Source organism: Pseudomonas sp. TH04, from assembly GCF_016651355.1.
In the GTDB taxonomy this organism is placed as follows: domain Bacteria; phylum Pseudomonadota; class Gammaproteobacteria; order Pseudomonadales; family Pseudomonadaceae; genus Aquipseudomonas; species Aquipseudomonas fluorescens.
In genome coordinates, this window is record NZ_JAEKEA010000001.1 from 2,733,554 (window position 1) to 2,751,862 (window position 18,309).

Sequence of the window (18,309 nt, forward strand, 5' to 3'; positions counted from 1 at the left end):
CTGTTGAAAGTAAGGCTTCTTACCATGAGCCGTCAGCGATTCGCTACCAGATGTGCGCCAAACAGCACATAGCAACCACCGGCAAACCGGTCGAGCCACTTGCGCGAACGGCCATAGGCGTTGGCCATTCGCTCACTGGAAAACACCAGGGCCACGCTGGTGTACCAGCTGAATGACAACGTGGCCATGGTGATTACCGCCAGGGCCAACAACGTGGGCGATGGTGAGGGAGGCATGGTCGAGGCGAAGGCCGTGGTGACAAACAACGCGGCCTTGGGGTTGGACAAGTTGCCCAGCAAGCCGAAGCGCCAGGCGGAAAACAGCGAGCGCCGGGGTTCGGCAGGCAATAGCGTCTGGCTCATCGAGGGCGCCGAACGCTTGAACAGTTTCAGCCCCAGATAGATCAGGTAACAGCCGCCGATAAGCTTGAACGCCAGATAGAGCATGGGCGCGGCGGTGAACAGCGACTTGATGCCCAAGCCGCCCGCCAGCCCCCATATCACCGTGCCCGTCGCCACCCCGGCCGAGGCCACCACGCCATGCCGACGCGAGCAACTTGCCGCCAGTTGGGCGGTGTTGAAAAAGTTCGGCCCCGGCGTCACCACCGCGACCGTCCACAGCAGCCCCAGCGCCAGTAACGGCGTGGCATACGGTAAGTCGAGCAGTTGCATTGGACGATCCCTCTTCCCATGGAGTTAAGCCGGCTCGGCCGCCGGCTCCGGTGTGTGCACCAACAGGTCGCCGGGCTGACAGTCCAGGTAGGTGCAGATCGCATCCAGCGTACCCAGCCGTATCCCCTTGACCTTGCCTTGTTTGAGCAACGACAGGTTCTGTTCGGTAATCCCGATAGCGGCGGCCAGGTCTTTGGATTTGACCTTGCGCCGGGCAAGCATAACGTCCAGTTCAATCACAATGGGCATGTCGATCTCAAACAAAAGTGCGGTTTTCAGAATCCACTTCACTGGCTTGCCACAGGATACGCGCGATTACCGCGATACAGGCAGCCAGAAACAAGGCGACGAAGCTCGGCGCGGTGACACTCAGCGTGATAAACCGCTGACCGACCGGCTCATTCATCGTGACCCAGACACTGAGCAACGGCTCGCATAAAAAGTCCAGCAGCACCCACACCGCTACCGCCCGCCCCACCTTGCCCAAGTGCTGCGCCGCCGCACGGGAGAAATACTCGCCACGGGCGTAGTTCTGGAACAATAGACGAAGATGGTTCAAGCCCCCACCAAGGGCCAGCAGCGGGATGCTGGAAAGCACAATAGCGCCCAGAATTTGCCACCAGGGCAGCAGCGCGACTTGCACGGCGCGCGCCTGGATCAGACGGTCACTCAAGGCAAAGCCAAACCCCAGGCCATCGGCAGAAGAACTCAGTACCGGGAACAGCCATACACAGGTATTGAGCACCAGCATGACGACAATCAGCAGAAGGGTAAGCAGCGACATGCGCTGACTGAGCTGGGCCAGACGTTGGGTATTCATAAGCAACCTCAATGGGTGAAAGAGGACGCAAAAATAATAGATAAATTATCGTAAAACAATCATTTTTTAATGAATTGCAGTGTGTTGGCTAAAAAACACACTGCCCCAGCGCTACCGCCAGCACGCACAATCGTTCAAGACCCCGCCAGACAACCCACGCCAGACTGGGTTACCGTGTTTCCACCTCAATTTGTGACAAGCCACCATGGGCCACCCCACCTCCGCACTCGACTGGTTGCACCGCGCCCCGCACGCCAGCGGCCTGGACCGTATCGAGGCGTACTTTGCCGGCTTCGCGTTCGACCCGCATCGCCATGACACCTACGCCATCGGGCGCACGTTGTTTGGCGTGCAAAGTTTTCATTATCGCGGCTGCATGACCCACAGCCTGCCCGGTACGACCATGGTGATTCACCCCGACGAAACCCATGACGGCCGCGCCAGCAGTGTAGAAGGCTTCAAGTACCGCATGATTTATGTGGAGCCGGCGCTGATCCAGCAGATCCTTGGCGGCCGGCCGTTACCGTTTATCCACAACGGACTGTCAACTGACCCAAGGCTGTTCCGCGCCAGCGAAGTGTTGCTGCAAAGCCTGGACTGCCCGATTGACCCGATGCAGGAACAGGACGCGCTGTACGACCTGGCCCAGGCGCTGAGCGCTGCGTCGGGCGTGATCGTCAGTCGTAAATCCTTCGATTACGTGGCCGCCGAGCGTGCCCGGGAATTTATCCACGGCGCCTTGGGCCGCAGCATCACCTTGGATGAAATGGCCGACCACTGCGGCCGTGACCGCTGGGCATTGTCGCGCGATTTTCGCGTGCTGTTCGGCACCAGCCCCTACCGCTACCTGACCATGCGACGGTTGGACTTGGTGCGCAGCCTGCTGGCTCAGGGCCAATCGTTGGTGGATGCAGCACTGACCGCCGGTTTCACCGACCAGAGCCACATGACGCGGCAATTTCGCAGCACCTACGGCATGCCACCGTCGCGATGGGTAAAGATGCTCGGGCGCTGATTAACGGCGCGCAAGTGCGCAGTTAATCAGCGGGCGCAGGAAGGCAAGGCTTACAGCTGGCGCCCGACAACCGGCTCGCCGATGCTCAGGAAATTGCCGCCCGCGATATGGTGCAAGGTGCGCAATGCGTCATGCCCTTCGAAGTGCCAGTGCCCTTCGCTGAACACGCGTTCGTCGGCATACGCCGCGACCACTTCGCCGAGGAATAAATCGTAGGTCTGCTGGGTGTGAGGCTCGGGCAACAGGCGACATTCCAACCACGCTACGCAGCCCTCCAGCAGCGGCGCATCGGTGTGTTCACCGTGGAAGGTTTGCAGGCCGTAGGCGGCGAATTTGTCCGTGTCGGCGCCCGTGGTGTTGCCGACCGTCTGCACCAGATCGGCCTGCGCCACGCAGGGCACCTGAAGTACAAAGGTGCCGGCGCCTTCCAGCAATGACCGGGTCCAGGTGGCTTTGTCGAGCACCACCGCGACTTTCGGCGGTTCAAAGTCCAGGGGCATGGCCCAGGCAGCGGCCATGATATTGCGTCGGCCGTCGTGGGCCGCGCTCACCAACACGGTCGGCCCGTGGTTGAGCAAGCGATAGGCCTTGGACAGCGGAACAGGACGACGGTGAGTAGGGCTCATGGAGGGTCGGCTCTTCAAGCAAGAAAAAACCTACGATACCTCAAGCACAAGCCCGACGGTCAGCTCGACAGCTGATTGGCGAACTGCCCGACCGCGCTCACCACCTTTTGCGCGCCATCCTGGATTTCCACAATCACGGTGCCGGCCTCAGACGCCAGCGCCAGACCTTGCTCGGCCTGCAGACGCCCCTCGGTCATCAGCGACACCGCATCGCGAGCCATGTCCTGGTTCTGACGCACCACACCGACAATTTCCTCGGTGGCCTTGCTGGTGCGCGACGCCAATTGGCGAACCTCATCGGCAACCACCGCAAAACCACGGCCCTGCTCACCCGCGCGTGCCGCTTCGATGGCCGCATTCAGCGCCAGCAGGTTGGTCTGTTCGGCAATGCCGCTGATGGTCTTGACGATGGTACCGATCACTTGCGACTGGGCGTTGAGCGCCTCAATGCCATCACCGGCCTGCTGCATGTGCCTGGCCAAATCTCGCATCACATCCACCGCCTGCGTCACCACCGTGGTGCCACGCTGGGCACTGTTGTCGGTTTGCAGCGAGGTGCTGTAGGCAATATTGGCGGCCTCGGCCACGGCCTGTTCCTGGTTGACCTGGTCGGTAATCACCGTGGCGAACTTGACCACTTTGTACAGGCGATCATTGGCATCCAACACCGGGTTATAGGTAGCTTCCAGCCAGACCACACGCCCATGGCTGTCGACGCGCTTGAAACGCGCCGCGACAAACTCACCGGCATTCAAACGTTTCCAGAAGTTCTGGTACTCGGCGCTGTTGTATTCCTCCGGTTCGCAGAACATCCGGTGATGCTTGCCCTGAATCTGCGCCAGGCTGTAACCCATGCCGCCGAGGAACCGGTCATTGGCCGTCAGCACATGCCCACCGAGGTCGAACTCGATGACCGCGGTGGAACGCACCAGCGCGGTGATCAGGTTTTCATGCTCGCGCGAGGCCTCGATGGTGCGGGTGAGGTCGCTTGAGTAAATCGAATAATGCTTGATACGCCCATCCGAGCTGCGCACGGGTTGCAGGATCGAGCGCAACCACGCCTCCTTGCCATTGCCGCGCATCAGCCGCACGGTGCCAGCGAAGTGTTCGCCACGCAGCAGGGCATGCTTGAAACGCAGCTGGAATTCGTCCTGGCGCACGTGTGCCGGCACCAGATCATCAATGTGGCGCCCCAGGATGTTGGTGGCCTGGTACGCCAGTTCCTGCAGGAAGTTGGCATTTGCCCACTCCACCCGGCCTTCGGCATCCAGCGTCAGGCACAGCATTTCACTTTCCAGGCTCTCCTTGACCTGTTGCAAGCTCGACAACTCTTCGCGAAGAGCTGACAGCTCCTGCTTCAAACGGGTGTTGAACATGGGGCACCGATGATCATTTGAGGAGATGAATCTGACCTGCATCGGCGCTGCCGGGATTTTCTGAAGTGCTTTTTAGCCCTTCGCCCACCTGTTTTTCTGGCGCGATTAACCACCATTATTCCGGCAGATGCCCATCACTTGGTATTCAAGGGTATTGAGCTTGCCGCTGGAGTCTTCATAGGTCATGCGCGACGGCACCGGATTGCACGAACGGATCGGTGGGGTGACGTTGACCACGTTGGCGATGTCCAGCGTCATACCATAGCGGTAGGCCTGTACCTCGGGTGCCGGCAGCCCCTTTTTTGCGGCGTAAGCCGCCATGGCTTTCTCATTGCGTTCCATCATCAGGGCAAAGGTGCGATCACCACCGCCTTCGGCCACTGCACTGAACGACAGGATTGCAGTGAATACACCCAGGCCAATTTTATAAAAGTTCATTACGGGTTCCTCGTCTAAGAAGTTCAGTGACAAGCGTAATGAAGCAACCCTGACGCGAGGTTCACCAAACCATTACTTATTTGTTAGGTAGCCGTGACTTTCCAGGATTGTAATGTTCACGCAATGAAGTCGTTATCCGCTGTTTGCAACTATCAGCCCGGGCCAGATCAATAAGAACGCCCACTGCCTATAAGAAGCTGAACACTGCCAACACCGAGGAGCGAAACATGACTATTGCTTACTACACCCTTCCCTTTTCATTGCTGGCCGCACTGCCCCTGGCAGCCGTGGCGGTGGAGGACAAGCCTGAAGGTTTTATCGAAGGCAGCAGCGTGAACGTGCTGGCGCGCAATTTTTACTTCAACCGCGACGACCGCAAGGGCCAGTCCAGCCCCACCGGCAACGGTTATTCCGAAGCCTGGGCGCAGGGCTTGATCGGCAAGTTCGAATCCGGCTTTACCCAAGGCACCGTGGGGTTTGGCCTGGATGCGTTTGCCATGTACGGCCTGAAACTCGACTCCGGCACCGGCCGCAGCGGCGGCAAGGGTTCGTTCGGCATGCTGCCGGTGGACAGCAATAACCACCCCGAAAGCGGCTACAGCAAATTCGGCGGCGCCGCGAAAGTGCGCGTGCTCGACACGGTCTTCAAGGCCGGTGACGTGTTCCCCGCCACGCCGGTGGTGGCCGCCGGCGACTCACGCCTGTTGCCGCAAAGCTTTAGCGGTGTCACCGCGCAAAACACCAGCCTTGAAGGCCTGAACCTGCAGGGCGGGCGCCTGAGCGGCATGAGCCAGCCAAGTGAAAGTGGCATGAACAAAGGCTTTGCGACGTTCTACGCGGGCAAGGTCGATGCCCCCTGGATCGGTTACGTCGGCGGCGACTACACCGTCAATAAACACCTCAGTGTCAGCCTCTACAGCAGCCGCCTGAAAGACGCCTGGGATCAGTATTACGTGGGCAGTGCCGCCACTTACCCGCTGACCGACACCGTCTCTTTGTTCGGCGACGTCAACTATTACAAAGCCGTCGACGAGGGTAAAAAGCTGCTGGGCGAATTCGATAACAACATCTGGAGCGCCAGGCTCGGGGTGAGGGCCGGCGCCCACAGCGTGGCCGTGTCGCACCAGCGCAACAACGGCGACGACGACTTCGATTACCTGCGCCAATCGGACTCGATCTTCCTCAACAACTCGATCCAGTACAGCGACTTCAACTCGCCCAAGGAGCGCTCGTGGATGCTGCGCTACGACCTCGACATGCAGGCGTTCGGCATTCCCGGCCTGTCGTTCATGACCCGCTACGGCAAAGGCACCGGCGCCGATTACAGCCATGCCAACGCGGTGTACATGCGCCGCGATGCGGCGGGCAATCCGCTGACGGATCAGCGTCGCTGGGAGCGGGACGTCGAGGCCAGGTACGTGGTGCAAAGTGGCAGCCTGAAGGATTTGTCATTGCGGTTACGCCAGGCCACCGTGCGCTCCAGCGCTTTCGAATCAGACCTGGAGGAAGTGCGCTTGATTGCCGAATACCCGCTAGTAGCACTTTGACCTGCGCTTACATTCGTTCGCCATTAACTAACATCTGCTCACAAATAGATAACTATCAAAACTGTAACATTGCGTTCAGCTTCTCGTTAAGTTGAACTTCCTATACTCGCTTCAACTTCGTTGCACCGAGCACATTCATCTCTGAAGCTTTTGTGTAGCTCCTTTGGAAAGAGATGAATTTTTAACGCCCCGCTGGGGCGTTTTTTTTGCCCGCTGGCTGAGTCGCGACCAATGGTCGCAGTTGACCCTGAAGCTACTTCAGACTTCAGAATTTCCCTACTCTCAAGACACCTGCCTCCATAGGGAAATGGACCTCTTCTCCTTCAGTAAAAGGTAAATTTTCTATGCGTATCCTTGTGGTTGAGGACGAGCAAAAAACCGCTGACTATTTGCAGCAAGGCCTGAGTGAAAGTGGCTATGTGGTCGATTGCGCGTCCAATGGTATCGACGGCCTGCACCTGGCCGGGCAGCACGCCTATGAGTTGGTCATTCTTGACGTCAACCTGCCGGGCAAGGATGGCTGGGAAGTGCTCGAACAATTGCGCCGCAACGGCACGCAACGGGTGATGATGCTGACCGCGCGTGGCCGGCTGGCCGACAAGATCAAAGGCCTGGACATGGGCGCCGATGATTACCTGGTCAAGCCTTTCGAGTTTCCCGAATTGCTCGCGCGGGTCCGCACCCTGCTGCGCCGCAGTGAGCATATCCCGCAACCGGAAGTCTTCAGCGTGCAGGACCTGGAGCTGGACCCGCGCCGCCATCGCGCGTATCGCGGCTCCCGACGGATCGACCTGACCACCAAAGAGTTCGCCCTGCTGCAGGTGTTGATGCGCCAAACCGGCGAAGTGCTGACCCGCACGCAAATCATTTCGCTGGTGTGGGACATGAATTTCGACTGCGACACCAATGTGGTGGAAGTCTCCATCAGCCGCCTGCGGGCCAAGGTCGATGACCAGAGCGAGGTCAAGCTGATCCACACCATTCGCGGCGTGGGTTATGTGCTGGAGGCGCGCGGATGAAAACCGGCAGTTTGTCGATGCGCCTGGGGCTGACGGTCAGTGTAATGGGCGCGGGCCTGGTGCTGTTGCTGGCAACCCTGGCGTACCTGGCCCTGACCCACGAACTGGAAAAGCTGGCGCGCAAGGGCCTGGAAAGCAAGATGGAACAGATCCAGCACAGCGTGGCCCAGGGCATGGACCTGAACACCATTCGCGCCCGCCCGCATTCACTGATGGACCTGGTGATCGGCCATGACAACTTCTACCTGACCATCGTCGGCACCGCCCCCGACGAAAGCGTGCTGCTGAGCACCGGGGCCAAGCCTCAGACGCCTTTGCTCACGGACTTCACCCCTCGGGAAACCCTCGGTTACCTCAACTGGACCGACAGTTATGGCAACCAGGTGCTCAGTGCCTCCAGCCTGATGCGCCTGGCCAGCGGCGAACGTGTACGCGTGCTGCTGTCCCTGGACCGCACCGACGATCAAGCGCTGCTCAGTGCCTATCTGCGCGCCACGGTGATCGCCTTGCCCATGCTGCTGCTGCTGATCGGCATGGGTGCCTGGTGGCTGGTGCAGCGCGGCCTGGCGCCGTTGAAACAGTTCAGCCATGTGGCGGCCAAAGTCACCACTCAGGACCTCACCCATCGCCTTTCCGTCGATAACCTGCCCCAAGAGCTGGGCGAGTTGGCGCAAGGCTTTAATGTGATGCTCAATCGCCTGGACGCTGGGGTGCAGCAACTGTCGCAATTCTCCGATGACCTTGCCCACGAATTGCGCGCGCCCCTGACCAACCTGATGGGCAAAGCCCAGTTGACGCTGTCGCGCCAGCGCCCGCCTGACGAATACAAAGCCGTGCTCGAATCCAGCACCGAAGAGCTGGAGCGCCTGGCGCGTATCATCTCCGACATGCTGTTTCTGGCCCAGGTCAGCCACCCGGCGGCACGCGCTTCGTTCGCGGCGGTGTCGCTGGCGGCTGAAACGGCGCGGGTGATGGACTTGTTCGCCCTCAGTGCCGAAGACAAACAACTGACCCTGACCCTCAGCGGCGATGCTCAGGTGCACGGCGATCGCCTGATGATCCAGCGCGCCCTGTCGAACCTGCTGTCCAATGCCATCCGCCACAGCCCGGCGGGCTCGCATATTTCGCTGCTGGTGGAAGCCTACGGGAGCACGGCGTCGGTGTCGGTCAGCAACCCTGGCCCCGGCATCGAAGCGCGCCACCTGCCGCACCTGTTCGAACGCTTCTACCGTGTCGACAGCAGCCGCGCTCGCACCGAGGGTGGCACCGGCCTGGGCCTGGCCATCGTGCGCTCGATCATGACCCTGCACCAGGGGCAGGCTGAAGTGCGCAGCCTGCCCGGTGGTTTCACCGTGTTTCGCCTGGTGTTTCCTCTTCCTTGCGATGCGCCCACTGATAAAGCGCCGGCAGCACCAGCAAGGTCAGCAACGTAGAAGAAATAATCCCGCCAATCACCACCGTCGCCAACGGGCGCTGCACTTCGGCGCCGGTGCCGGTGGCCAGGGCCATCGGGATAAACCCCAGGGACGCCACCAGCGCGGTCATTAATACCGGGCGCAATCGGGTCAGCGCGCCCTCGTTGACCGCCACCGATAACGCGCGCCCTTCCTCACGCAGGTTGCGGATGAAGGCAATCATCACCAGCCCGTTGAGCACCGCGACACCGGACAAGGCGATAAAGCCCACCCCCGCCGAAATCGACAATGGAATATCGCGCAGCCACAGCGCCATGATCCCACCCGTCAATGCGAAAGGAATCCCGGTAAACACCAACAGGCCGTCCTTGAGGTTGTTGAACATCATGAACAACAGCCCGAACACCAACAGCAACGCCACTGGCACCACGATGCGCAAACGCTCGGACGCTTCCTTCAACTGTTCGAACTGGCCGCCCCAGGTGGTCCAGTAACCGGCGGGGACTTTCACCTGTGTGTTGATGGCTGCCTCGGCCTCTTCGACAAACGAACCGATATCCCGCCCGCGCACGTTGGCGCTGACGATCACCAGGCGCTTGCCGTTCTCGCGGCTGACCTGGTTGGGGCCGAGCACCAGGTCCAGGCTGGCGACCTGGGACAAGGCAATAAAGCCCAACTGCCCAGCCGCACTGCCGGCCAGCGCCGGCACCGGAATCAGCAGCCGTGACAGCCCATCGATATCGGTGCGTAGCGCGTCGGACAAACGCACGACCATGTCAAAGCGGCGATCACCTTCGTACAACGTACCGGCCTGACGCCCGCCCACGGCGACCGCAATGGTGTCCTGCACATCGCCCACATTCAGGCCGAAACGCGCGGCCTTCTCGCGGTCGATATTGATGGTCAGCACCGGCAAACCGGAGGTCTGTTCGACCTTGACTTCCGAGGCGCCTTCGAGCTTTTGCAGGGTCTCGGCGATTTCCGCGGCGGTCTTGTTGAGCACCGCCATGTCGTCACCAAACACCTTCACTGCCACATCACTGCGCACCCCGGAAATCAGCTCGTTGAAGCGCAGCTGGATCGGTTGCGACAGTTCATACGCACTGCCCGGCACAATCGCACTGGCGCGCTGGATGTCGGCAATCAGCGTCTCGCGGGATTTGTTTGGATCGGGCCACTGCGCCTTCGGTTTAAGCATTACGTAGCTGTCGGAAATATTCGGCGGCATCGGGTCTGAGGCGATTTCTGCGGTGCCGGTGCGCGCAAAAACCCGTTCGATTTCCGGCACCTGGGCCAGCAATGTTTTCTCAAGCTGCTGCTGCATCTGCACCGATTGCGTCAGGCTGGTGCCCGGCACGCGCAGGGCCTGTTGGGCGAAGTCACCTTCACTGAGGCTGGGGATGAATTCACTGCCCATGCGGCTGGCCAGCGCCCCAGAGGCGACGATGGTCAACACTGCCAAGCCAAACACCCATGGACGGCGCGCCATTACCCAGTGCAGCACCGGCGCATAGACCCGCCGCGCCGTGCGCATCACCAGGTTTTCTTCTTCCTTGACCTTGCCGGTGACGAACAGCGCAATCGCGGCCGGCACGAACGTCACCGACAGAATCATCGCACCCAGCAGCGCGATCACCACGGTGAAGGCCATCGGGTGGAACATCTTCCCGGCCACACCCGTGAGGGCGAAGATCGGCAGGTAAACCACCATGATGATCAGTTGCCCGAAGATCAGCGCCCGCCGCGCCTCTTTGGCCGCCGCGAACACTTCGTGCAACCGCTCGCTGCGGGTCAACAAACGGCCGTGGCGCTGTTGCGCATGTGCCAGGCGGCGGATGGCGTTCTCGACGATCACCACCGCGCCGTCGACGATAATGCCGAAGTCCAGTGCGCCAAGACTCATCAGGTTGGCGCTGACTTTGTTGGTAAACATCCCGGTAAAGGTGAACAACATCGCCAGGGGAATCACCATTGCGGTGATCAACGCCGCGCGGATGTTGCCCAGGAACAGGAACAACACCGCAACCACCAGCAGCGCACCTTCGAAGAGGTTTTTCTTCACGGTGGCGATGGCTTTTTCCACCAGGTTGGTGCGGTCGTACACGGTCACGGCAACCACGCCTGCCGGTAGCGAACGGTTGATCTCTGCGAGTTTTTTCGCCACCGCCTGGGACACGGTACGGCTGTTTTCACCGATCAACATGAATACCGTGCCCAGCACCACTTCACGGCCGTTTTCGGTGGCCGCGCCGGTGCGCAGCTCACGGCCGATGTCGACCTGCGCCACATTGCGCACGCGGATCGGCGTGCCATCGGAAGTGGTGATCACGATATTGGCGATGTCATCAATCGACGCCACTTGCCCCGGTGCGCGGATCAGCAGTTGCTCGCCGCTGCGCTCGATGTAACCCGCACCGACGTTGGCGTTATTGCGTTCAAGGGCCGTGACCAAATCGCTCAACGTCAGGTTGTAGGCCGCGAGGCGCTTGGGGTCCGGGGCAATCTGATATTCCTTGGCAAAGCCGCCGATGGTGTTGATCTCGGCCACACCCGGCACGTTGCGCAGTTGCGGCTTGATGATCCAGTCCTGGATCACGCGCAGGTCGGTCGGCGTGTAGGGCGTGCCGTCCTCTTTGAGTGCGCCGTCCTCGGCCTCGACGGTCCACAGGAAAATTTCCCCGAGGCCGGTGGAAATCGGCCCCATGGCGGTTTCGATGCCGGTAGGCAATTGTCCACGGGCGACCTGCAGGCGCTCATTGACCAATTGGCGGGCGAAGAACAGGTCGGTACCGTCTTTGAAAATCACCGTCACCTGGGACAAACCGGAGCGCGACAGCGACCGCGTCTGCTGCAGACCCGGCAACCCGGCCATCGCGGTTTCGATCGGAAAGGTAATGCGCTGTTCGGTTTCCAGCGGCGAAAACCCGGCCGCCGCCGAGTTGATCTGCACCTGCACATTGGTGATGTCGGGTACCGCGTCGATGGGCAATTTCTGATAGCTGGCGATGCCGACACCGGCCATCAACAGCACGGCCAGCAGCACGATGATGCGCTGCTCGATGGCAAATTGGATAAGGCGCTCAAACATGGGGAATCACTCGCAGGATCAATGGGCGTGCTCGGCCGAGCCTTTACCCAGTTCGGACTTGAGGATGAAGCTGCCGGCCGTCGCCACCTGTGCCCCGGCGTCGAGGCCCTGGCGCACCTCGACGTAGCCGTTTTCACTCACGCCCAGCTCAAGGTGGCGGGTGATGAAACCGTCCGGCGTGCGCACGAACACCGAGGGTTTGTCCTCGATGGTCTGAATCGCGGTTTGAGGCACGGTGACCTTGGCCTGGTAGGTGTCAGTGGCCAATTGCACGGTGACAAACAGCCCGGGGCGCCAGGCGGCGTCGGGGTTGGGCACGTTCACGCGCACGGTGGCGGTACGCGTCTGCTCGCCGAGCAAGTTGCCGACGTAGGCCACGGTGCCGAGCACGTCGGTGCCCATTTCCGTAGAGCTGACCTTCACCGGTTTACCCACGCGCACCTTGTTCAAGTCTTTGGGAAAGACACCGAAGGTGACCCATACCTGCGACAGGTCCGAGAGGGTAAATGCGTTGCTGGTTTCGCTGACGACCTCGCCGACGCCCAGGTGCTTTTCCACCACCATGCCGGCGAAGGGAGCACGCAGTTCATAGCGATTACCGCCGACCAGGACGGCGCTGCCACTGAGGGCAGTCATTTTCTGGCGGGCGTTGTTCAGGGCGATCTCAGCTTCCTGCAAGGCCTGGCGCGCCAGCAGGTAATCCTGCTCGGCGGAGATTTGGTCCTGCCACAATTGGCGCTCGCGCTGGAAGGTGGTGCGCGCCAGTTCGACCCGCCGCTCACTGGCTGCCAGCTCACTGCGCTGGTCGGAAATTTGCTGGCTGGCGATCACCGCCAACAGCTCGCCCTTCTTAACCGACTGGCCGAGGTTGACCTGCACCGCCTCCACCACACCGGCCGCGCGCGGGACGATGTGCGAGGTGCGATCCTCATCAAAACGCACTTCTCCCGGCAGTGTCAGCAGGCTGCTGATGGCGCGTGGCTGGGCCTGGGCGAGTTGAATACCGGCGGCCTGGATCTGCTGCTCAGTGAGTTCGAGTGCGCCCTCCTCTTCTTCGGCGTTTGCAAACCCAGACAGCATCAGGCCCAGGGCGACGGCCAGCGCCACACCGTGTTTATGCTTCATAAAAAACTCCAGAAAAAATCAGAACTGGGCGAGGTCGCCGTAAATCCGTTCGATGCGTACCCAGGCGTCGGTGGCCTGGGCAGTCGCCGTGAGGTACTGGGTGCGGGCGGCGATCAAGGTGCGCTGAGCGTCGAGCACGTCGAGGAAGTTGAACTTGCCCATCTCGAAACCCCGGGTGGCGCTGTCCACCGCGCTTTGGGCGGCGGGCAGGATCTGTTGGTTGAAGGCGCGCACTTCGGTATTCGCGGTTTGCCACAGGTCCAGGGCCTGGCGGGTTTCGGTGCGCAGGCGCAACTCAGTGGCGTTGCGCAAGTCACGGGCCTGGTCGGCGCGGCGGCTGGCGGCGAGCACGTTGCCCTGGTTGCGGTTGAACAGCGGGATCGGCATCGACACGCCCACCAGGTTGACCCGCTCGCGCACGCCGGCGTCGTACTGGCTGCCGATCGACACGTCGAGGTCGGGAATCCGCTGGGCTTTTTCCAGGCCTACGCTGGCTTCGTTTTGCTGAATGTGCAGTTCAGCCAGGCGCAGCTGCGTGGTTTGCTCAAGGCGCGCCAGCAGCGGTGTGAAGGCCGGTAATGGCGGCGCAGATTGGCTTTGCGTCGCAACCGCCTGGAAGTCCGGCGCGGCGCTGCCGGTAATGGCTGCGAGGCGGCGATAGGCGTCGCTCAGGCCGATCTGCGCACGGTCCATTTCCAGGCGAATCTGCGAGACCTGCACCTGCGCGCGGGTCGCTTCGACCGGTGACGACTTGCCGGCCCTGACACGGCCGTTGGCGACCACCAGGCCGCGCTCGGCCAGGGCCACAGAGCGTTGCGCCAGGTCGAGGCGCTCCTGGGCCCGTAGGGCGCCGTAATAGCTGTCGATCACATCGGCGCGCAGGTCGTTGCGACGCTGCTCCAGGGTCAGTGCGGCAGCGTCCTGGGCGCGGGTTGCCAGGTCAATCCGCGCACCGCGCTTGCCGCCCAGCTCCAGGGTCTGGCTGAGTTTGATCGTGGTGGTGCGCGTGTTGCGGCGGGTGTCTTCAGCATCCCAGGAGGCCACCGGGTTGGGCATCAAGCCCGCCTGTTGGCGACCGCCCTGGGCGATGTCGATTTCCCATTGCGCGGCGGCCAGGTCAGGGTTGTTGGCAAACGCGGTTTGCAGGGCTCTATCAAGCGTGAGGGTTTGCGCCTGGACCGCACTGGCGGCCAGCCACAACGCAGTCGCCCCCAACAGTGTTTTAACCGAAATTGCCATAACGAAAGTTCCACGCCCATGAAGTCGCTGAGGTTTCCCAGCGGGGGCAATGTAGCCTTCGGTACTTATCAGGGCGGTGGGCAGAACATTACAAATCCGTTAGCGAGAATCAGGCGTGCAGGTCGTCATGGTCATCGTGATGAAACCCTTCGCCTTCAACCTGCAAGGTGACGTGGGAAATATCGAATTGTTCGTGCAGCACTTCCGTCACCAGTGTGAGGATCTGCTGCTCGGTGCCGAGCGTCGAGTCCGCCACCAAGTGAGTGCTCAGCACATTCTTGCCGCTGGTCAGGGCCCAGATATGCAGGTCGTGTATGTCCTTGACCCCGGGCACCTTGCGAATGGCCTGCTCGACCTGATCGATATCAACCCCGTCCGGCACACCTTGCAGCAGCACGTTCATGCTTTCCTTGAGCAGCGTCCAGGTGCGCGGCAACACCCAGAAACCAATCGCCGCCGCCACCACCGAGTCGATCCAACCCCAACCGGTGAACAGGATCACCACGGCCGCGATGATCACGCCGATAGAGCCGAGCATGTCGCTCCAGACTTCGAGGTAAGCGCCCTTCACATTGAGGCTTTCGCCGCTGGCGGCACTGAGCAGGCGCATGGAAATCAGGTTGACGATCAGCCCCAGCACCGCAATGACCAGCATGCCGGCGGACTGGATTTCAGCCGGCGCCTGTAGCCGTTGATAGGCCTCATACAGGATGTAAAACGCCACGCCGAACAGCAGCAGCGCATTGAAAGCCGCCGCCAGAATCTCGAAACGCGCATAACCAAAGGTGCGCTTGCGGTCGGCAGGGCGTTTGGCAACCTGGATGGCCACCAGGGAAATCGCCAGGGCCAGGGCGTCGGTCATCATGTGCGCGGCGTCGGACAACAGCGCCAGGCTGCCGGTGATAAACGCGCCGATCACCTCGGCAATCATGAAGCTGCCGGTCAGCCCGAGGGCGATCCATAGAAGACGCTCGTGGCCGGCGCGTACCTGGCCGTGGTTATGTCCTGCGCTCATGAAATGTCCTCAAAGGGTGGGGTCCGTTGATCATAGAGCTATAGGCCAAATCTTCGCGCATGGGTTGCAAATATGTCATCTGCGCGACAGCCCGCCGTTAGATGACGCGCACCAAAATCGCACATGAACGCTCTGGCACAGTTCTATCGGGTATGCTTTTCGAGCAGGAAACAAAAAGAAACATATTAGCCAACCTGTTCGATAAGGAGTCCCGTTTTGGAGTTATCGACTGCCGCGTGGATGGTCCACGACACCCGCCTCATGTTCTGTGTCCTGCTGGCCATCGCCAGCATTATTGTGTTGATCAGCGCGACCAAGCTGCCGCCGTTCCTGTCAATTTTGATCGGCACATTCATCGCCGGCGTCGGCGCCGGATTGCCGCCTGAGGAAGTCGCCAAAGCGTTCAGCAAAGGCGCCGGGGCGATTCTTGGTGAAGCCGGGATCATCATCGCGCTGGGCTCGATGCTCGGTGCGCTGATGGCGGAATCCGGCGCGGCCGACCGTATCGCCACCACCCTGCTCGGGCTGGGCAAAGGCAAATCATTGCCCTGGGTAATGGCGCTGGTGGCCATGGTGATCGGCTTGCCGCTGTTCTTCGAAGTCGGCCTGGTGATGATGGTGCCGATCATCTTTGTGATGGCCAAACGTTCGAACCAGCCCTTGTTGAAAATCGCCATCCCTGCACTGGCCGGCATGACCACCCTGCACGCCCTGATGCCGCCGCATCCGGGACCGCTGATTGCGGTGAGCGCGTTGCACGCCGACCTCGGCCTGACCATGTTGCTGGGCTTCTGCCTGGCAGTACCGGCGGTGATCCTGGCCGGCCCGCTCTATGGCAACTGGCTGTCCAAGCGCATGCACGTGGATGAACCGGCGGACATCGGCGCGCTGTTCAGCGCACCGCCCAAGGCGCCGCGCCAGCCGAGTTTCGGGGTGTCGCTGCTGATCATTTTGCTGCCGGTGATTTTGATGCTAGGCAGCACCTTGGCCAAGGTCGCCATGTCGCCGGAAAACCCGCTGGCACTGACCTTGAAGTTTCTCGGTGAACCGCTGATCGCGCTCGGCCTGGCGGTGATCGCCGCGGTGGTCTGCCTCGGCTGGGCCGCCGGTATGCCGCGTGCCGACGTTGGCAACACCCTGCGCAAAGCCCTCGCGCCGATCGCCGTGTTGCTGCTGACCATCGGCGCTGGCGGCGGCCTCAAGCAAACCCTGCTGGATGCCGGCGTCAGCCAGACCATCAGCAAGGTCGCCGAAGGCGCGCACATGCCGTATCTGCTGCTGGCCTGGTTGATTGCCGTGGCCCTGCGCCAGGCCACCGGTTCGGCAACGGTCGCCACCACCACAACCGCGGGCATCCTCGCGCCGATGATGGCCGGGCTGGCGGCGACGCAGAGTTCATTGGTGGCATTGGCGATTGGCGCCGGCTCGGTGTTCTTCTGCCACGTCAACGACGCCGGGTTCTGGATGGTGCGTGAGTACTTCGGCTTGCAACTCAAACAGACGATCTGGGTGTGGTCGGTGTTGCAGACGATTGTTTCGGTGGTCGGGCTGGTCGGTACGCTATTGCTCTGGCACTTCCTGACCTGACCCTCAGGTCGCCAAGGTGTGGCGCTTGCCGAACAGCGCCACACTCACCACCCCGACCGCGCCCATCACTACGCAATAGCCCACGCAAATCCACGAGCTCGTCGGCATCAATGCAATCAACAACAGCGGTGTGGTACTCGCCCACAGCGCGTAGGCAATGTTGTAGGTAAAGGAAATCCCGGACACCCGCACCGGCGCCGGAAACAGGCCGACCATCACCGACGGCACTGCGCCCACTACCCCGCAACTCAAGCCCGCCACAGCGTACGCCGCCCCCAGCCACACGCCGCCGCTGATCAGGCTGGCATACAGAACCGCAATGCCCACCGGCAGCAACAGGCTATAGACCAGCACCGTGCGCCAGGCGCCGATGCGGTCCACCAGCAGGCCGGCCAGTACACAACCGATATTCAGAAAAACAATGCCCAGCGCGCTCAAGGCGAAGGTGTGGCTGGGGCTCATGCCGAAGGTTTTTTGCATCATGGTCGGGGTGATGACCACCAGCACCACCACGGCCGAGGTGAGCACGCAGGTGAGGAGCATTGCCGGCAGCAACACCGCGCGATGGTCGCGCAGCACGGTGCGCAGAGGCAGTTCGGCGGCGGCCTGGCGGCGGGCCTGCATTTCGAGGAACACCGGGGTTTCGTTGAGCCAGCGGCGCAACCACACACCAATCACACCGAACACGCCGCCGAGCAGGAACGGGAAGCGCCAGGCGTAATCGAGGATTTCGGCGGCGGTGAAGAGTTGCGCCAGCACGGTCGCGGTGAGTGCGCCGAGCAAGTAACCGAAAGTCAGGCCGGCTTGCAGGAAGCCCAAGGCATATCCACGGTGCTGGCGCGGCGCGTGCTCGGCGACGAAGGTCCAGGCGCTGGGCACTTCGCCGCCCACCGCAGCGCCTTGCAGCACGCGCAGCGCCAGCAGGATCAGCGGCGCGAAATAACCGATTTGTGCGTAAGTCGGCATGATCCCGATCAGCAGGCAGGGCAGCGCCATCATCAGGATGCTCAGGCTGAACACGCGTTTGCGCCCCAGGTGGTCGGCAAAGTGCGCCATCAGGATGCCGCCCAGCGGGCGCGCCAGGTAGCCGGTGACAAAGATGCCGAAGCTTTGCAGCAGGCGCAGCCACTCGGGCATTTCGGGTGGGAAAAACAGCTGGCTGAGGGTCAGCGCAAAGAACACGAAAATAATGAAGTCGTAGATTTCCAGGGCGCCACCGAGGGCGGCCAGGCCCAGGGTTTTGTAGTCGGAGCGGGAAAAACGCTGCGCCTGTGGGGAAAAGGTGGCAGTCATGTGGAGGCTCGGCAGACAAACAAAATGGCGTGCAG

Annotated in this window: 16 protein-coding genes and 1 pseudogene; 5 read left to right on the plus strand and 12 right to left on the minus strand. The window is 61.4% G+C overall.

The annotated features are described in order from the left end of the window. Window positions 1-32: 32 nt before the first annotated feature. Genes JFT85_RS12420 through JFT85_RS12430 form a run of 3 tightly spaced genes read right to left on the minus strand, consistent with a single transcriptional unit; the run spans window position 33 to window position 1,491 of the window. Window positions 33-671, minus strand: coding sequence for a LysE family transporter (locus tag JFT85_RS12420; protein ID WP_053254229.1), 639 nt, complete (start codon window positions 669-671; stop codon window positions 33-35). 24 nt (window positions 672-695) lie between these two features. Continuing rightward, window positions 696-920, minus strand: a complete 225-nt coding sequence (locus JFT85_RS12425; protein ID WP_053254228.1) for a helix-turn-helix domain-containing protein — start codon at window positions 918-920, stop codon at window positions 696-698. Window positions 921-927: 7 nt separating this feature from the next. Further along, on the minus strand, window positions 928-1,491 hold the full coding sequence (locus JFT85_RS12430; RefSeq protein ID WP_053254227.1) for a DUF2975 domain-containing protein: 564 nt from the start codon (window positions 1,489-1,491) through the stop codon (window positions 928-930). A gap of 205 nt (window positions 1,492-1,696) precedes the next feature. Between JFT85_RS12430 and JFT85_RS12435 the strand changes: the two genes are divergently transcribed. Next, complete coding sequence (locus tag JFT85_RS12435; protein ID WP_053254226.1) at window positions 1,697-2,506, plus strand: AraC family transcriptional regulator; 810 nt, start codon at window positions 1,697-1,699, stop codon at window positions 2,504-2,506. A gap of 50 nt (window positions 2,507-2,556) precedes the next feature. On the opposite strand, the gene JFT85_RS12440 is transcribed toward JFT85_RS12435, so the two are convergent. The 4 genes and pseudogenes from JFT85_RS12440 to JFT85_RS12450 all read right to left on the minus strand — a co-directional run bounded on the left by JFT85_RS12440 (window position 2,557) and on the right by JFT85_RS12450 (window position 4,946). Continuing rightward, complete coding sequence (locus JFT85_RS12440) at window positions 2,557-3,132, minus strand: flavin reductase family protein (RefSeq protein ID WP_053254225.1); 576 nt, start codon at window positions 3,130-3,132, stop codon at window positions 2,557-2,559. 59 nt (window positions 3,133-3,191) lie between these two features. Next, a complete protein-coding gene (locus tag JFT85_RS28705) occupies window positions 3,192-3,623 on the minus strand; it encodes a methyl-accepting chemotaxis protein (protein ID WP_375232754.1) in 432 nt (143 codons plus the stop codon). Between the two features lie 108 nt (window positions 3,624-3,731). Beyond that, a pseudogene (locus tag JFT85_RS28710) lies at window positions 3,732-4,550 on the minus strand (PAS domain-containing protein); the annotation flags it as partial. 63 nt (window positions 4,551-4,613) lie between these two features. Continuing rightward, window positions 4,614-4,946: a DUF2790 domain-containing protein gene (locus JFT85_RS12450; protein WP_053254223.1), complete on the minus strand. Its 333-nt coding sequence runs from the start codon at window positions 4,944-4,946 to the stop codon at window positions 4,614-4,616. A 227-nt stretch (window positions 4,947-5,173) separates the two neighbouring features. On the opposite strand from JFT85_RS12450, the gene JFT85_RS12455 reads away from it, so the two are divergent. The 3 genes from JFT85_RS12455 to JFT85_RS12465 all read left to right on the plus strand — a co-directional run bounded on the left by JFT85_RS12455 (window position 5,174) and on the right by JFT85_RS12465 (window position 8,945). Beyond that, window positions 5,174-6,493: an OprD family porin gene (locus JFT85_RS12455; RefSeq protein ID WP_187601888.1), complete on the plus strand. Its 1,320-nt coding sequence runs from the start codon at window positions 5,174-5,176 to the stop codon at window positions 6,491-6,493. 344 nt (window positions 6,494-6,837) lie between these two features. After that, a complete protein-coding gene (locus JFT85_RS12460; RefSeq protein ID WP_053254221.1) occupies window positions 6,838-7,512 on the plus strand; it encodes a response regulator transcription factor PcoR in 675 nt (224 codons plus the stop codon). Further along, window positions 7,509-8,945, plus strand: coding sequence for a heavy metal sensor histidine kinase (locus JFT85_RS12465; RefSeq protein ID WP_201229927.1), 1,437 nt, complete (start codon window positions 7,509-7,511; stop codon window positions 8,943-8,945). The genes JFT85_RS12460 and JFT85_RS12465 overlap by 4 nt, the downstream gene beginning before the upstream one ends. On the opposite strand, the gene JFT85_RS12470 is transcribed toward JFT85_RS12465, so the two are convergent. The 4 genes from JFT85_RS12470 to JFT85_RS12485 all read right to left on the minus strand — a co-directional run bounded on the left by JFT85_RS12470 (window position 8,860) and on the right by JFT85_RS12485 (window position 15,394). Further along, the gene (locus JFT85_RS12470; protein WP_201229929.1) at window positions 8,860-12,015 is read right to left on the minus strand and encodes a CusA/CzcA family heavy metal efflux RND transporter; all 3,156 of its coding nucleotides are present in this window, start codon (window positions 12,013-12,015) and stop codon (window positions 8,860-8,862) included. The two genes, JFT85_RS12465 and JFT85_RS12470, sit on opposite strands and share 86 nt — an antisense overlap. A gap of 18 nt (window positions 12,016-12,033) precedes the next feature. Further along, a complete protein-coding gene (locus JFT85_RS12475) occupies window positions 12,034-13,140 on the minus strand; it encodes an efflux RND transporter periplasmic adaptor subunit (RefSeq protein ID WP_053254217.1) in 1,107 nt (368 codons plus the stop codon). Between the two features lie 18 nt (window positions 13,141-13,158). Further along, on the minus strand, window positions 13,159-14,379 hold the full coding sequence (locus JFT85_RS12480) for a TolC family protein (protein ID WP_053254216.1): 1,221 nt from the start codon (window positions 14,377-14,379) through the stop codon (window positions 13,159-13,161). Between the two features lie 109 nt (window positions 14,380-14,488). Next, complete coding sequence (locus JFT85_RS12485) at window positions 14,489-15,394, minus strand: cation diffusion facilitator family transporter (protein ID WP_201229931.1); 906 nt, start codon at window positions 15,392-15,394, stop codon at window positions 14,489-14,491. 216 nt (window positions 15,395-15,610) lie between these two features. Here JFT85_RS12485 and JFT85_RS12490 point away from each other — a divergent pair, with 216 nt between their 5' ends. After that, complete coding sequence (locus tag JFT85_RS12490; RefSeq protein WP_069551925.1) at window positions 15,611-16,981, plus strand: GntT/GntP/DsdX family permease; 1,371 nt, start codon at window positions 15,611-15,613, stop codon at window positions 16,979-16,981. Window positions 16,982-16,984: 3 nt separating this feature from the next. Here the strand turns inward: JFT85_RS12490 and JFT85_RS12495 are convergent, their stop codons facing one another. Continuing rightward, window positions 16,985-18,274: an MFS transporter gene (locus JFT85_RS12495; protein ID WP_187601891.1), complete on the minus strand. Its 1,290-nt coding sequence runs from the start codon at window positions 18,272-18,274 to the stop codon at window positions 16,985-16,987. Window positions 18,275-18,309: the final 35 nt, after the last annotated feature.

Bases quoted from the DNA above. Each gene is read 5' to 3' on its own strand.
- JFT85_RS12420 (WP_053254229.1), bottom strand. From the start codon at position 671: ATGCAACTGCTCGACTTACCGTATGCCACGCCGTTACTGGCGCTGGGG.
- JFT85_RS12425 (WP_053254228.1), bottom strand. From the start codon at position 920: ATGCCCATTGTGATTGAACTGGACGTTATGCTTGCCCGGCGCAAGGTC.
- JFT85_RS12430 (WP_053254227.1), bottom strand. From the start codon at position 1,491: ATGAATACCCAACGTCTGGCCCAGCTCAGTCAGCGCATGTCGCTGCTT.
- JFT85_RS12435 (WP_053254226.1), top strand. From the start codon at position 1,697: ATGGGCCACCCCACCTCCGCACTCGACTGGTTGCACCGCGCCCCGCAC.
- JFT85_RS12440 (WP_053254225.1), bottom strand. From the start codon at position 3,132: ATGAGCCCTACTCACCGTCGTCCTGTTCCGCTGTCCAAGGCCTATCGC.
- JFT85_RS28705 (WP_375232754.1), bottom strand. From the start codon at position 3,623: ATGCGAGATTTGGCCAGGCACATGCAGCAGGCCGGTGATGGCATTGAG.
- JFT85_RS12450 (WP_053254223.1), bottom strand. From the start codon at position 4,946: ATGAACTTTTATAAAATTGGCCTGGGTGTATTCACTGCAATCCTGTCG.
- JFT85_RS12455 (WP_187601888.1), top strand. From the start codon at position 5,174: ATGACTATTGCTTACTACACCCTTCCCTTTTCATTGCTGGCCGCACTG.
- JFT85_RS12460 (WP_053254221.1), top strand. From the start codon at position 6,838: ATGCGTATCCTTGTGGTTGAGGACGAGCAAAAAACCGCTGACTATTTG.
- JFT85_RS12465 (WP_201229927.1), top strand. From the start codon at position 7,509: ATGAAAACCGGCAGTTTGTCGATGCGCCTGGGGCTGACGGTCAGTGTA.
- JFT85_RS12470 (WP_201229929.1), bottom strand. From the start codon at position 12,015: ATGTTTGAGCGCCTTATCCAATTTGCCATCGAGCAGCGCATCATCGTG.
- JFT85_RS12475 (WP_053254217.1), bottom strand. From the start codon at position 13,140: ATGAAGCATAAACACGGTGTGGCGCTGGCCGTCGCCCTGGGCCTGATG.
- JFT85_RS12480 (WP_053254216.1), bottom strand. From the start codon at position 14,379: ATGGCAATTTCGGTTAAAACACTGTTGGGGGCGACTGCGTTGTGGCTG.
- JFT85_RS12485 (WP_201229931.1), bottom strand. From the start codon at position 15,394: ATGAGCGCAGGACATAACCACGGCCAGGTACGCGCCGGCCACGAGCGT.
- JFT85_RS12495 (WP_187601891.1), bottom strand. From the start codon at position 18,274: ATGACTGCCACCTTTTCCCCACAGGCGCAGCGTTTTTCCCGCTCCGAC.